This window comes from Xanthomonas euroxanthea (genome assembly GCF_903989455.1).
GTDB lineage: Bacteria > Pseudomonadota > Gammaproteobacteria > Xanthomonadales > Xanthomonadaceae > Xanthomonas > Xanthomonas euroxanthea.
This window is the reverse complement of sequence record NZ_LR861803.1, coordinates 872,066-886,351: the sequence shown is the minus strand read 5'-3', so window position 1 is coordinate 886,351 and position 14,286 is coordinate 872,066. Positions and strand designations below refer to the sequence as shown.

Here is a 14,286-nt window from a genome sequence, read left to right as displayed (position 1 = left end):
ATGAAGTCGGAGCACGCTCCTGATCGCTGACAACGTTATCAGCGAAGGTGCCTTCCCCACGCGGCGCTGTCAACTCAACGACACAAATAGCCACTTTCATGCCTGAAACCGCGCCTTGAGTGCAGATATTGGAATGACAACGCAATCGTGACCGCATTCCTTCGCCTCGATGAATAGACCACTGCCGTTAGAGGACGGCCGCCATAGGCCGGGCGGCCGAATGCCGCAATGCAGCGTGTTTGCAGACATCGATGTGGTGCGTGCAAGCGTTTAATGTTCCGCAGGCAGTGTTCGCGCACTGCAGATCGCCTTGCGATCGCGGCACTCGGCGGCGAAGCAAGCCATTGCAACCACGTCGGGTCCATACGGCTAACAGCGCACCGACACCGGTCGATCGTCACATGTCTGGCGGATACGTCAGCCCTCGAACAGGCGATCACCTGGAACGGATGCAGGCCTGCGTCCGCAGCCACTGTGCAGCAGCATCGATCATATCCACCTGCGAGCCAAGCAGGACATCCGGCTGCAGCCGGCCGTCGGTGCGACGCCCGTTGCGATCCTGCGTGTGGCTACTGGCAATCGCAAGGACAGCGCCGCCAGGCAGGTCCACAGAGCGATTGCCGGTGGTCTGGCCGGCGCTTGGCTGACCGAAGCTACGCGTATTTGCACGGCCGCGAAAGGAGATCGCGACCATCTCGCCCGCACTTGCGGTGCTGGGGCCGATCAAGATCGCGACCGGGCGATCTATTTGCAGCGAGGCAGTCGCGCGTGGCGAAGATCGTGCCCGCCAGGGCGATTGCTTGCCTGCCGCATCGACAAAGCTGCCGAGCACTGCATCACCCAGTAGCGGATGCAGCCCGTTGATCATTGGCCACATCGTGCCGCCGGTGTTATTGCGTACATCGACGATCCAGCCACAGCTGGCCTGTGCGGCGACTTGATCCAGCGCCGTTGTAAGCGATGTCTCGTAAGCATTGCTGACTTCCTTGGAGGACGTCATCAGGCCGGGGACGTCGAGATAGGCGATGCCGGATGGCAGCAGACGCGCCTGCATGGTGGGCCGCTCGCGCTGTGCAACGGCTTCCACGGCATATCGCCTGGAAGGACGCATCAGGAAACTATGGCCGTCATCGAGCTGGGCGACCAATGCATCGATGGCGACATAGGCGTCCACTTCGCGCATGTCCGCGGCCTGCGCACGCAGCTGCGGCTCACGCGTGGTCCAATCGATGCGGGCGCTGTGCAAGGCGTTCTCCCGGATCGCGGGGATGGCGACATCCAGGATCGCGCTGGCCGATGCAGCATCGGCCAGCGGCTCTGCAATCAAACGCAGCTGGCTTACGTCCAGCGCTCCATCGCCTCGCAGCACAACACCGATCAACACCTTCTGCGCACCCATCGGTACCTGTAGCGCAATGGAGCGGCTTGCACGCGTCGTACCGACGACCGGGTCGGTTTGTGAGCTTTCGAACGCCAGGCGTTTGCCATGCGCATCGTCGGCGCGCATCCACAACGTAGCGCCCTGCGATGCGTTGGAGGTTGCCAATACACCGGACAACAGCAACCACTGGCCGCGCAAGGAAACCGCGTCCAACGCTGCGGAGGCAGCCCCGAACGGCGCAGTGCGCGCGGCAACTGCGGTCAGACGCAATTGCGCCCCTTCACCGGACTGCACGTCGCCTTGCACGGCAGTCAGTTGGTAATCAGCGCCACCGGCAGCCGCGTACCAGTGTGGAATCGCTGCCACCGCATGCACGCTGCACAACAGGCTCAGCAGCAGCCACCATCGCGTCCATGCGTAGTTCATCCTTCACCCGTCGCAAGCTGAGGTCGGACGCAACTCTAGCAGTCATCTGAATGCGCTGCATGCCGTACGCGAGCTGCGACATCCAACCCGCCGGACGTGGCGACGGGGGGGCACTGCGGCCGCAGATCGCGCGCAACAACCGCGGTGGTTGAACAACACATGCGGCGTCGCGCAGTCATCAAGCCCGCTTGACGCGGGCGTCTGCGGCCCGGCCGATATGCTTACGTGCCCTGCCCGGCCACCCAGGTGCCGAGCACCTGCACATCGGCATCCACCAGCACCAGGTCGGCCTGGTAGCCCGGTGCGATGCGCCCCAGCCGGTCGCCCAGGCCGATGCATTGCGCAGGATAGGTCGATGCCATGCGTGCGGCTTCGGCCAGGTCCACGCCCAGCCACTGCACGCTGTTGCGCACCGCGGTGGCCATGTCCAGCGCCGAGCCGGCCAGGGCGCCGTCGGCATTGCGCACCACGCCGTCCACCGCGGTGATGGTTTCGCCGTACAGGTCGAAGCTGGGGCTGTCGGCACCGACCATCGGCATGGCGTCGGTGACCAGCAACAGCTTGCCGCGCGGCTTGGCGGCCAGCGCCAGGCGCAGGCTGGCCGGGTGCACGTGCACGCCGTCGACGATGATGCCGCACCACACAGCGGGGTCTTCCAGTGCGGCGCCCACCGCGCTGGGCTCGCGCCCGGCCAGCTGCGACATCGCGTTGTACAGATGGGTGAAACCGCTGACGCCGGCGGCAATGCCGTCGCGCGCCTGCTCGTAGCTGGCCGCAGTGTGGCCGGCAAACACGATCGCGCCACCGGCGACGAAGGCGCGGATGTCGTCCAGCGGCACGCGCTCGGGCGCGAGCGTGATCAGGGTGACGCCGTTGTCTAGCGAGGTATCGACGGCAATCTCGTGCGCGTCGGGCAGGCGGAACTTGTGTGCATCGTGGGTGCCCTTGCGCGCCGGACTCAGGTACGGGCCTTCCAGATGGATGCCGAGCACGCCGGGCACGCCTTGCGCGATGGCCTGGCGCGTGGCGTCGATCGCCTCGGCCATGACCTCGGCGGTGTCGCTGATCAGCGTCGGCAGCATGCCGGTGGTGCCGTAGCGACGATGGGCTGCGGCAATGGTGGCCAGGGCCTGCGGGTCGCGCGCGTTGTTGAACAACACGCCGCCACCGCCATTGACCTGGATGTCGATAAACCCGGGCAGCAAGGTGCCGCCACCCAGATCCACGCGCGTGTGCGCCTGCGCAACACGCGCATCGTCGGCCGCCACGATCGCCAGGATCTGCGTGCCAGCCAGCAATACGGCCAGTCCATCCTGCAGGCCGTCGTCGGTGAGCACGCGTGCATTGCATAACGCCTGAATCGGGGAAGCATCCATGTTCAAACGGTTTCCGTGACCTTGTTCAAATGCGGCGGCAGATCGGGATTATGGCCGCGCTGCAGGGCCAGCGCGTTGATCGCGCGGTAGAAGCTCTGCACGGTCAGCAGCGGTGCGCTGGCCGGATGCACGGCATCGACGAGCGGCAGATCGCCATCGGGCGCGGCCAGCCACACCTGTGCGCCGCGTGCGCGGAACTCTTCGGCCAGCGCGCGCGTGCCCGCGCCGGTTTCATCCGGCTGCGCAAATACCAGCACCGGGAAGCCCGGCCCCACCAGCGCCATCGGGCCATGCTTGACCTCGGCCGAGCTATACGCTTCGGCATGCAGGCCGCAGGTTTCCTTGAACTTCAGCGCCGCTTCCTGCGCCGCGCCCAGGCCCAGACCACGCCCGAGCACGAACAGGTTGTGCGCGGGCACCAGGCCGGCGGTGAGTGCGGACCAGTCGGCCTGCCAGGCGGCGCGCAACTGCTGCGGCAATGCATCCACGGCCGCGAGCAGGGCCGGGTCGTTCTTCCACACCGCGCCCAGGTGCAGCACGGCGGCCAGCGAGGCGAGATAACTCTTGGTGGCGGCGACGCTTTTTTCCGGGCCGGCGCCGAGCGGAATCACCACCTCGGCCAGTTGCGCCAGCGGCGAATCCTCAACGTTGACCAGGGCGACCACGCGCGCGCCGGCCGCCTTGGCGGCCTCGGCATTGCGCAACAGGTCCGGGCTCTTGCCCGACTGCGAAATCACGATGTACAGCGCGCCGCGCAACTGCAGCGGCGCTGCATAGACCGAGCCCACCGACGGCGATGCAGAGGCCGTCACGATGCCGAGCTGGGTTTCGAACAGATACTTGGCGTAGGTTGCGGCGTGATCGGAACTGCCGCGCGCGCAGGTCACCACGAACGGCGGCGGCGTATCGCGCAGCGACTGCGCGAGTGCGGCAACGGTGTCGGCATTACGGGCGAACTGTGCGGCGACCACGTCGGCAGTCTGCGCCGCCTCGCGGAACATCAAGGTCTCGGTTTCGGTGGGAAGGCTCATCAGGCTCAGGCGGATTCGGGGGGAAAGGATTTGGCGGCCGGCGTCTGCGCCGGTGCGGTGGAACCGCGCACCACCAGCTGCGGCACGAAGCCGCGGTTCTGCAGTTGCGCGGGCTGGTCGTCGTAGGCATCGCTGCGCAACTGGCTGATCAACAGGCGTGCGGCATGCCGCGCGATGTCGTCGGTGGCCTGCTTGGCGGTGGTCAGCGCCGGCCAGGACTGGCGCGAGAACGGGCTGTCCTCGAAGCCGGCGATCGACAATTGGTACGGCACGTTCATGCCGGTGGACTTGGCCGCGGCCAGCACGCCGGCGGCGATTTCGTCGTTGCTGCCGAAGATGGCGGTCGGCGGCTCGCGCAGCGACAGCAGGCGGCGCGCGCCACGGAAGCCGTCGTCGAAGGTGTAATCGCCGGGAATCACCAGGTGCTTGTCCAGGGTGATGCCGTAGTCCTTCAACGCGGCTTCGTAGCCGGCATAGCGCTCGCCACTGGAGCGATGCTGCGGGCCGCCCCACAAAAAGCCGATGCGCTGATGGCCCAGCTGCACCAGATGCTCGGTGATCTCGTAGGCGGCAGCGCGGTCGTCGATATACACGCAGGGACCATCGCCCGGATCGTCGGTGGCGGCGATGATGCGCACGCTCTTGATGCCGCGCGCGGCCAGGCCGGCCATCAGCTCGGGGCGTTCGGACATCGGTGCGGTCAGCACCACGCCGGCCAGCCGCGAGCGCTGCACCCATTCGGCCAGTTCCTCGGCCAGCAATGGCGAGGTGGAATCGCAGGGATGGATCTGCAGGCCGAAGCCGGTCTCGCGACAGGCGGCCAGCACGCCATTCTGGATGCCGATGATGTGGTACGGGTTGGGGTTGTCGTAGACCAGGCCGATCACGAACGGCGTGCCGCTGCGCAGGTTGCGCGCGGACGGATCGGGTTCGTAGTCCAGATCGGCAATGGCGCGCAGCACGCGCGCGCGCGTGGCCTGCATCACCGAAGGTTCGTTGTTGATCACGCGCGACACGGTCTTCAACGAGACCTTGGCGCGCTCGGCGACATCTTTGATGGTGGGCCTGCGCATGGGTGTACCTTGTTCGTCGGAACGCATCATGCCGCCCGGTTCACTTGGCCTGGGCCGGCAGGCCCACACGGTAACCGCGCAGCGAATAGAACAGGATGTACAGATAGCACGGCACCATCAGCGCAGCGAACACGACCTGGAAGTCGTAGTGCTGTTTGAGAATGGCAAACAGCTGCGGAATGATCGCGCCGCCGGCAATGCCCATGACCAGCAGTGCCGAGCCGATCTCGGTGAAGCGGCCAAGCCCGCGAATGGCCAGCGGAAAGATCGCCGGCCACATCATGGCGTTGGCAAAACCGAGCGCGGCCACGAAGCCCACCGACACATAACCATGGGTCAGCAGCGCGCCCAGCGAGAACAGCACGCCCAGCACCGCCGACACGCTCAGGTAGCGCGCCTGCGAGATCACCCGCGGGATCAGCACCAGGCCGGCGAGATAGCCCAGCAGCATCGCGCCCAGCGTGTAGGAGGTGAAGATCTTGGTGCTGTCCAGCGGCAGATCGAAACCGTGGCCGTAGGTACCGATCGCATCGCCGGCCATCACTTCCACGCCCACATAGACGAACAGGCACAGCACGCCCAGCCACAGATGCGGGAACTGGAAGATGCTGGACTTCTGCACGCCGGCCGCGCTGCCGGGCGTGGCATTGGCCTCGGAGGCCCGCAGCTCCGGCAGTGGCGAGAACAGCACGCCGATCGCCAGCAACAGCAGCACGCCGGACATCACCAGATACGGTGCGTGGATCTTGGCGGCGAAGGCGGTGAGCAGTTGTTCCTTGGTGCCGGCATCGGCGCTGGCCACCTGTGCAGACAGATCGCCGATGCCGTGCAGCACCAGCGAACCGATCAGGATCGGCGCCAGGATGCCGGCGATCTTGTTGCAGATACCCATCAGCGCGATCCGCCGCGCCGCGCTTTCGATCGGCCCGAGGATGCTGATGTACGGATTGATCGCCGTCTGCAGCAGCGCCAGGCCGCTGCCGATCACGAACAGGCCGCCCAATGCGCCCGGATACCAGCGCTGGGTGGCGAACTGGCCAAAGCCGGCCGCGCCCACCGCCATCACCACCAGGCTCAGCGCCAGCCCCTTCTTCATGCCGGTGCGCTTGAGGATCCACGACGCCGGCAGCGCCAGGAAGAAGTACGACAGGTAGAACACCATCAGCACCAGGAAGGCATTGACCTCGTTGAGGTCGAACGCCAGCCGCACGAAGGTGATCAGCGGCCCGTTGATCCAGGTGAAGAAGCCGATGATGAAGAACAGCACGCCGACGATGGCGATCGAGACAACGGGATTTGCGGGCCTGGCGGTAGTCATGGATCGGCGGGCTCTTGAGTTGTCGGTTGGGGGGGCGCCGCGCTGGATCAGCGACGCAGTTCGGCGACGAAATCGTAGAAATCGTTGTGGCAATAGGTGTCGGTCAATTCGATCGCACTGCCGTCGCGCGCATAGCCCACGCGCACCACATGCAGGATCGCCTCGCCGGTCTTCATGCGCAGGTGTTCGGCCAGCCGCGCAGGCAGATTGATCGCGCGGAAATACTGCAGGGCGCGCACCACCGGGGTGCCCTGCGCATCCAGGTAGCTGTAGAGCGAATCGCCGATCTGCTGCGGGTCGGCGACGATGCGTTGCGGCAGCACCGCGTGCTCGTAGGCCATGACGCGCTCGTCGGCGCTGCGCAGGCGGGTCAGCGAGGCCACCGCCGCGTCCGGCGACAGCCCCAGGCGCAGGATCTCTTCGCCATGCGCCGGGCGCAGCCGCCGCTCCAGCCAGCGCGTGCCAGGCTCGTAGCCCTTGATGCGCAGCGTCTCGCTGAAACTGGTCAGGCCGCTGAGCTGATGCTGGATCTGCGTCGTGACGAAGGTGCCGGCGCCCTGCCGACGCGAGACCAGGCCCTGTTCGACCAGCACGTCCACGGCCTGGCGCAGGGTCACCCGCGAGATCTGCAGCCGCTCGCACAGCTGGCGCTCGGCCGGCAGCGCCTCGCCGGCCTTCCACTGCGCGCCGCGGATCTGCTCGTCCAGCTTGCTCGCCAGTTGCAGATACAGTGGCGTCGGCGCGGAGGCATCCAGCGTCAGCGCGTCCATCCGGGGGTCGGTGTCCGTCCTGGCTTCGGTTTTCGGTTTGGCCATTGCCTGTCCTCCGGACCGACTTGGATTCGTTAGGTCCAATATAGTACCAATTTGCCTGCAGCGCATTAGCCGCAGTCGGCCCCGGCAGCGTGGCTGGCGCTGACCCGCGGTCCAGCGGCCCGCAGACACGACGCCGTGGTAGACGCCCGCTTCCTGTCACCGGCGCGTGCAGGCGTCCCAGTGGCTGCGCCATCGCCTGGCTGACGATGCCGTCACAGCCGCAGGTACCAGCGCCGCCGGTCCATCCACCAGCCCACGCCCCAGCACAGCAGCGTGTAGCTCAGCGCGCACAGCAGCGACCCGGGCGGGCCCGGCGCGATGGTCTGGAACACGCGGATGCCGGCCCAGGCGTAGAGGTCCAGGCCGGAGCTGCCGGCCGGCAGCAGCCGCAACACCACCACGAACAATTCCGAGAACAGATAGATCGCCAGCGGGTTGCGCCCGAGCACGGTGAAAAACCCGCTGCCGCCAGTCCAGCCGCGCAGCTCCAGCAGGTAGACCAGCACGCCCAGCGCCAGCAGATCCAGGCCCACCGTGCAGGCGACGAAGGACCCGCTCCAGAGCTTCTTCGACAGCGGCCAGGCCGGGTGCCAGAGCAGCGCCAGCAGCACCAGCCCCGCGCCCGCCAGCAGCATGCTGCGCGTGGCGGCAGCGGTCTTGCCGTGCCGCTGCAGGAAGCGCCCGCTCAGATAGCCGGCCAGCACGTTGACCGTGGCCGCCAGCGTGCCGAGCAGGCCCTCGGGGTCGAAGCCGTCATCCTTGCGATACAGATGCGCGCGCCCGTACAGCCACAGATCCAGCCGGGTGCCGGCATTGCCGGTCTTGCTCAACTCCGCGCCGGGCTGGCCGAACGCATACAGCACTGCCCAGTAGCCCAGCAGCAGCGCCACGCAGACCGGCGCGATACCGCGTGGCGGCAGATAGCGCACCAGCAGCGCCGCGAGCAGGTAGCACAGGCCGATCCGCTGCAGCACGCCGGTCAGGCGGAGTTGATCGACCGCCGTGAACGCCCAGCCACCGTCGGGTTGCAGATGGAAGAACGGAAACCAGTACATCAGCACGCCGCATAAGAAGATGAGCGCGGCGCGCCTGCCCACACGGCCGAGGAACTGCCGATGCGGCATGCGGGTGGCCAACGCAAAACTCATCGCGCTGCCGACGGCGAACAGGAACGAGGGAAACACCAGATCGGCAAGCGTGACGCCGAACCAGGCCGCGTGGGTCAGCTGCGCGTACGGCTGTGCACCCGGGCCGGCGGTGTTGACCAGGATCATCAGGAAGATGGTCAGGCCGCGGAAGACGTCCAGCGACAGGAAGCGTTCGCGCCTGGGTGTTGCGGTTGCAGTGCCGGCTGCAGCAGGAAGCGTTTGTGCGCTCATTACAGTTCCTTGTCCAGGGACTGCACGTAGAGGCGGCGTGCAGACGTGCTGCCCGTGGCGAGCGTCATTGCATCGCCGCTAAAGTGATCATGTATGGCCGCGACGTGCAATACGGATCTGCTCATTGGGCCGTGCCTTGCATGGTGCCGTAAATGGCAACGTGCGCAATTGCGTGCACGTCGCCTTGGGCGATGCCTCGCGTTGCAGCGTGCGTACTGCTTTGCACATTGCCTTGCATGGCACTTTGCAAACCATCCTGCGCATCCACCTGCGCCAGCAACGTACGCAGCAAGGCCAAGGGATCGCGCGGTGGCTGTCGCTTCGGCAGCGCGTCCTGCTCGGCCCATTGGCCTTCCCAGGCTGCAAGCTGCGCATTGACTGCCGCTGCGTCGAACGGTGTGCCCGCCTTGCGTGCGGCGCGGTATGCGCCGAGAAAGCGTGTCCAGCGCTGCAGATAGAAATCCGCGTACATGCCCTGCCACGCCTTGGACGCGTAATCGGACAGGTTGCCGTCCCCGCCCCAGATGCTGACCTGCGCACGCGCATTGCCAACATAGGCGCGACGCAATGCGGCATCGTTGCCGGCGGCCGCGGCGGCCTGGCCGGTCCAGTCGGCCAGGGTTTCATGCTGGCCGCCGACCAGTGCATCCAGCCCCTGCACCAGTTGCGTGGTGCGCGCCAGCAGCGCATCGCCACGCGCGAACTCGCCGGCGTCGTAGGCCTGCACCACCGCCTGCAATTGACGGTCGGCATGCAGGCTCAGGTAGTGCCGCGCGTCTTCGATCAGGTCGTAGCGGTACAGCGGTGCGTCGGCATAGCGGTCGGCCTGCTGCAGCAAGGCATTGATGGCGCGGCGCAGGCGTTGCGGGTCGCCGGGGCGGTCGTCGAAGCCGACGATGTCGGCGGTCGGCCGCTTGAACAGCAGATACGCACCGGCACGCTTGTTCCACCAGCGCGGCGACCAGTAGCGGGTCTGGTAGATGCCTGCTTCCAGATCCGACCAGGCCTGCAGCAAGGCCGCATCGCTGCGGCCGTAGCGCGCGCGGGTGTATTGGGTGAGCCATTGCGACCAGGACTGCTGCGGTCCTTCCCAGGCCAGCGCGTAGAGATACTCGTAGACCACCGAGTTGCTGTGCAGCCCTTCCGGGAACACACCGAAGCCGCGCAGATTGCGTTTGTCCGGATCGGCCAGCAAGGCCTGCAGATCCTGCCGATAGAACGCGAAGTCGCCATACAGCGGATTGCTGGCGCCATAGTTGTGCACGTAGCCGTAGATCCACTGCTTGTTGTCGAAGGCCTGCGAAGCCTTCCAGGTGCCGGGATAGCGGTCGTTGCCGATGTCCAGCACCATCAGCCGCGCGTCGGGCACCTTGCCGAGAAACGCGGCGATCGCCTGCGGTTGCCAGAACGCTCTGTCGGCACCGAACAGCCAGCCCTGCATCACCCAGGTGGCCTGCGGGTTGACCTGCGCGATCGAGCGATACAATGCCTGCCCGTACTCGGCCAGGCGTGCGTCGCGTTGCGCTGGCGGCACGGCCTTGGCACGTGCAGCGTCGGAGTTGGCGATGCTGTCGCCGTACCTGGCGGCGGCCACGTCGCTGCCGTCGTCGGCCACCGGCGGCAGCATCTCGTTGAAGGCGTCGGCCAGATAGAACTCGCCTGCACCGTAGGCCTGCGTGTACAGCTGCAGGAACCGCCGCGCGACCTGGGCAAACAAGGGATCACGCGGATCCAGCCAATAGGTTTCGTGGAAGCCCTCCCAGGCGCGCATGCGGTAGATGCGCGCGTTGGGATGCGCCTGCGCGAATGCCTTGGGCACGTAGCCGGCAAACGCCGGCAGCACCGGCTGCATGCCCAGCTCGCGCATGCGGGTGAGGATCTGCGTCTGCAGCACGCGCTTGCTGTCGATCCAGTGCTGCGGCAACGGTGCGCGATAGCCTTCGATATTGCCCATGCGCTGCCATGGGGTGAATGCGGGGCCGGAGAAATACTCCGCCAGCACGTCATCGCCCACGCCGAACTCGCGCCACAGCGCCTGCCAGATCGCCTCCTGCCCTTCCATCGCCAGCGGCATGTCGATGCCGTGCAGCGCCATCCAGTCGATCTCGCGCTGCCAGCGCGGCCAGTCCCAGAACGGCGTGGTGTAGCCGTAGGTGCAGGTGTTGAGATAGGCGCGGTGGGCAAACGGCGTGCGCACCTGGCCGCTGCGGTAGGCCGGCCATTGCGCCGGCAGCGCCACGCGGTCGCCCTCCCAACTCATCGAGGCCGCACCGGCCTGGCCGAGATAGGCATAGGCGCCACGCGCCAAGGCCACCTGCGAGGAGCCGGCAATGCGCACCGCATCGCCACCGGCGTCGATGCGGTACCAGTCCGCGCCGTCGCCGCGCGGCGCCATCGTCATCTCGAACTGTGCGGCGCGCGGGCCGATCAGGCGTTGCAGTACCGCCTGCGCGGGCGGTGCGGCCGGCACCAGATGCGGAATGGCGAGCAACGCGCCCAGCACGGCACCGGCAAACAGGCGCACAGGCGTCGACGGGAAAAAAGGTGAGGCAATCATGGCGAGTTCCGGTAGTGCACGGTGACGACGTTGTGGAATCCAAACGGCTGATCGGCAGCGACCTGCAGGATCACCGCCAGCGTGCGCGCGCCGGTCGCGGGTGCAAGCGTCACGTGAATCGGCGTGCCGGCAGGTACCTGGGCAACTGCACGGCCATCCAGAAACACCTGCGCCGGCCCGCTGAGACGACCCAGGTCAAGCATGCCGCCGTGGGTCTGCACGCCCTGCCACGGCGTGAACTCGGTGCGGTACAGCACGTAGCCGGCGCGTTCGGGTGCGGTTTCCAGCGTGCCGGGCAGCGTATTGCTCCAGCTGTTGTTGTCGTTGGGGCGGCGCGGCAGATCCGGCGCCGGCGGCTGCGCGAAGGCGGCGGTGTGGCGCCAGCTTTCGACCACCATCGCCGGCGCCACGATCGGCACCGTGGCTGGCAGCGGCACCGCCGCGCACGCGATCTCGAGCACCGCATCGCGCAAGCCTGCGCTGCGCGCCTGCAGCCGTAACACGCCTGCGCCACGCCCGGCCTGCACGATTGCCTGCGCCAACCCGTTGAACAAGGCCACTTGCATGCCCTGATCGGGCGTATGCGCATTCGGGTCGCCATTGCCGACACCCAGCAAGCGGCCACCGCTGATCTGCAGCGTCAGTGGTGCATTGCAATCGGGCACGTGGCGGCCTTGCGTATCCAGCGCTTCCAGGGTCACCGGTTGCGCATCGCGGCCATCGCCGCGTAGCCGGGTGCGGTCCGGCGTGAGCCGCAGCGCGACCGCCGCGCCGGTGGTTTCCACCCGCGTTCGCGCCACCTCGCGGCCATCGCGCCAGGCCACCGCTTCGAGTACGCCCGGCGCATAGTCCACCTGCCACTGATTCATCTGCGCCCGATCCACCACCTGCTTCCCCAGCGAGCGGCCGTTGAGCCACAGCTCCACCTGCGCGGCATTGCAGAACGCCATCACCTTGATCGGCTGGCCTTCGCGGCCGGGCCAGTTCCAGTGCGGCAACAGGTGCAGCACCGGCGCATCGTCGATCCACAACGCGCGGCGCAACCAGTAGGCACCCTTGGCAAATCCGCATTGGTCCATGATGCCGAAGAACGACCCCACCGACGGCCACTCGAACGGCGTGGGTTCGCCGCGATAATCGAAGCCGGTCCACACGAAGCTGCCGGCGACGAACGGGCGTTCGGCAATTAGCTGCCAGGCGCGGCGGTGGGTATTGCCCCAGTCCGCGGCCAGGCTGTCGTCTTCGGCCACCACGTGCGCATCCAGGTCGGTGAACCACGCCCCGCGCGTCTGGAATGCACTGGTGTCCTCGCTGGACAGCATCGGCGTGCGTGGCCGCGCCGCATGCACCCGGTCGTAGTTGGACTGGCGGTAGTTGAAGCCGAGCACGTCCACCGCATCGGCCGCGCCGCGGGTGGCGAACATGCCGTCGTTCATGCCGGCAGTGATCGGGCGACTGTCATCGAGCGCACGCACCGCGCTGGCGGCGCGCGCCATGATCGCGTAACCGGTGGCGGTGCCCTGCAGCGGCTCCTCGTTGAGCAGCGACCACAGGAACACGCTGGGATGGTTGCGCTGGCGCCGCACCATGCTGCGCAGCAGCGCCACATACTCGGGTGCGGGATTGAACAGCCGGTTCTCGGCCATCACCAGCATGCCGAGCCGGTCGCAGGCCTGCAGCAGTTCCGGTGCCACCGCGTGATGCAGGCGGATGGCATTGCAGCCCATCGCTTTCAGGCGCTGCAGGCGAAATGCATGCAAGCCATCGGGCAGCGCCACACCGACGCCGGCATGGTCCTGATGCAGGCAGACGCCCTTGATCTTGAGCGGGCGGCCATTGAGGAAGAAGCCGTGGTCGGCATCGAAGCGCAGGCTGCGAAAGCCGATTTCGCACCCGGTACGGTCGCTGCGGCCGTCTGCGCCACGCACGCTGGCCTGCAGGCGATACAGCACCGGCGTGTCCACGCTCCAGCGCTGCGGTTGCGCCACCGCGACGCTGACCGTCGCCTGCGCGGTGCCGAATGCAGCCACGCGCAGCTGCGTCTGGCCACTCGCCACGACAGCACCGTTCGGGTCGCGCAGCGCCACATCCACCCACGCCTCGGCAGGCCGTTCGCCGCTGTTGACCAGGTCCAGCTGCGCCGGCAGCTGCCAGACATCGCCAGCGCCTTCGCGCGGCACCGCCGCCAGGCCGTCGCCGGCGATATGCAAGGGCGCACGCAGCACCAGCCAGGTGTGCCGGTAGATGCCGCCGCCCTCGTACCACCAGCCATCCATGGCCTCGGCATCGACGCGGATGGCAATGCTGTTCAGGGCATTGCCGTAGCGCGCGACCGGCGTGAGGTCGATGACCAGCCCGGTGTAGCCGCTCCAGCTGCGCGCCATCAGCATGCCGTTGACCCACACGGTGGCATGGCTGGCGATGCCGTCCAGACGCAGCTCCACCGCCTGGCCGCGCACGGACTCGTCCAGCCGCAGCGTGCGTCGGTACCAGGCAATCCCGCGCGGGCGATACCCCTGCGCGATATTGGCGTCGGCGCGCACCGCCTGCTCCACCACGAAGTCGTGCGGCAATTGCAGCTGCCGCCAGCCGGTGTCGTCGAAGTCCGGTGCCGCCGCCCCCCAGGCGCGGCCGGCCTTGGCGTTGTCGTAGGTCTCGTCTTGCGCAAGCAGGCGCGGCAACGCCAGATCGCCGGCATGGAAGCGCCAGCCCTCGTCCAGGTCCAGCCACTGCCCGGCGCCATCGGTGCCCGCTGGCGGTGGCGCGGGACGCGGCGTGCCGCCACTGCCCGCGCGCGGCGCTACAGCGTTCGCCGCGCCAGGCAGCAGCGCCGGCACGCCAAGCAGCGACGAGGCGCAGACGCTGCCGGCAAGGAACTCACGCCTGCGCATGACAGCGCCCGCTCGACTGCACTGCAGGCATGCAATGAG

9 protein-coding genes are annotated in these 14,286 nt (G+C 67.3%); all 9 read right to left on the bottom strand.

What is annotated here, in order from left to right; translation table 11 throughout:
- Positions 1-436: 436 nt before the first annotated feature.
- The 9 genes from H7A86_RS03665 to galA all read right to left on the bottom strand — a co-directional run bounded on the left by H7A86_RS03665 (position 437) and on the right by galA (position 14,247).
- Positions 437-1,807: a S41 family peptidase gene (locus H7A86_RS03665; RefSeq protein WP_180708029.1), complete on the bottom strand. Its 1,371-nt coding sequence runs from the start codon at positions 1,805-1,807 to the stop codon at positions 437-439.
- Between the two features lie 221 nt (positions 1,808-2,028).
- Entirely contained in the window at positions 2,029-3,183 is a 1,155-nt protein-coding gene (nagA, locus tag H7A86_RS03660) for an N-acetylglucosamine-6-phosphate deacetylase (RefSeq protein WP_119130705.1), read from the bottom strand.
- Positions 3,184-3,185: 2 nt separating this feature from the next.
- Positions 3,186-4,214 carry an SIS domain-containing protein gene (locus H7A86_RS03655; protein ID WP_119130704.1) on the bottom strand — a complete coding sequence of 343 codons (1,029 nt, stop codon included), beginning with the start codon at positions 4,212-4,214 and terminating at the stop codon, positions 3,186-3,188.
- A gap of 5 nt (positions 4,215-4,219) precedes the next feature.
- Positions 4,220-5,287 carry a LacI family DNA-binding transcriptional regulator gene (locus H7A86_RS03650; protein WP_104583816.1) on the bottom strand — a complete coding sequence of 356 codons (1,068 nt, stop codon included), beginning with the start codon at positions 5,285-5,287 and terminating at the stop codon, positions 4,220-4,222.
- A 40-nt stretch (positions 5,288-5,327) separates the two neighbouring features.
- Positions 5,328-6,605 carry a sugar MFS transporter gene (locus tag H7A86_RS03645; protein ID WP_104583815.1) on the bottom strand — a complete coding sequence of 426 codons (1,278 nt, stop codon included), beginning with the start codon at positions 6,603-6,605 and terminating at the stop codon, positions 5,328-5,330.
- 47 nt (positions 6,606-6,652) lie between these two features.
- Positions 6,653-7,375 carry a GntR family transcriptional regulator gene (locus tag H7A86_RS03640; RefSeq protein ID WP_164739039.1) on the bottom strand — a complete coding sequence of 241 codons (723 nt, stop codon included), beginning with the start codon at positions 7,373-7,375 and terminating at the stop codon, positions 6,653-6,655.
- Positions 7,376-7,632: 257 nt separating this feature from the next.
- A complete protein-coding gene (locus tag H7A86_RS03635) occupies positions 7,633-8,799 on the bottom strand; it encodes an acyltransferase family protein (RefSeq protein WP_119130703.1) in 1,167 nt (388 codons plus the stop codon).
- 121 nt (positions 8,800-8,920) lie between these two features.
- Positions 8,921-11,356, bottom strand: a complete 2,436-nt coding sequence (locus H7A86_RS03630) for an alpha-N-acetylglucosaminidase (RefSeq protein WP_119130702.1) — start codon at positions 11,354-11,356, stop codon at positions 8,921-8,923.
- Positions 11,353-14,247 carry a beta-galactosidase GalA gene (gene galA, locus H7A86_RS03625; RefSeq protein WP_119130701.1) on the bottom strand — a complete coding sequence of 965 codons (2,895 nt, stop codon included), beginning with the start codon at positions 14,245-14,247 and terminating at the stop codon, positions 11,353-11,355. The genes H7A86_RS03630 and galA overlap by 4 nt, the downstream gene beginning before the upstream one ends.
- Positions 14,248-14,286 lie beyond the last annotated feature (39 nt).

Coding starts and splice junctions, on each gene's coding strand:
- H7A86_RS03645 (WP_104583815.1), bottom strand. CDS start 6,605: ATGACTACCGCCAGGCCCGCAAATCCCGTTGTCTCGATCGCCATCGTC.
- H7A86_RS03630 (WP_119130702.1), bottom strand. CDS start 11,356: ATGATTGCCTCACCTTTTTTCCCGTCGACGCCTGTGCGCCTGTTTGCC.
- H7A86_RS03650 (WP_104583816.1), bottom strand. CDS start 5,287: ATGCGCAGGCCCACCATCAAAGATGTCGCCGAGCGCGCCAAGGTCTCG.
- H7A86_RS03665 (WP_180708029.1), bottom strand. CDS start 1,807: ATGAACTACGCATGGACGCGATGGTGGCTGCTGCTGAGCCTGTTGTGC.
- nagA (WP_119130705.1), bottom strand. CDS start 3,183: ATGGATGCTTCCCCGATTCAGGCGTTATGCAATGCACGCGTGCTCACC.
- H7A86_RS03655 (WP_119130704.1), bottom strand. CDS start 4,214: ATGAGCCTTCCCACCGAAACCGAGACCTTGATGTTCCGCGAGGCGGCG.
- galA (WP_119130701.1), bottom strand. CDS start 14,247: ATGCGCAGGCGTGAGTTCCTTGCCGGCAGCGTCTGCGCCTCGTCGCTG.
- H7A86_RS03640 (WP_164739039.1), bottom strand. CDS start 7,375: ATGGACGCGCTGACGCTGGATGCCTCCGCGCCGACGCCACTGTATCTG.
- H7A86_RS03635 (WP_119130703.1), bottom strand. CDS start 8,799: ATGAGCGCACAAACGCTTCCTGCTGCAGCCGGCACTGCAACCGCAACA.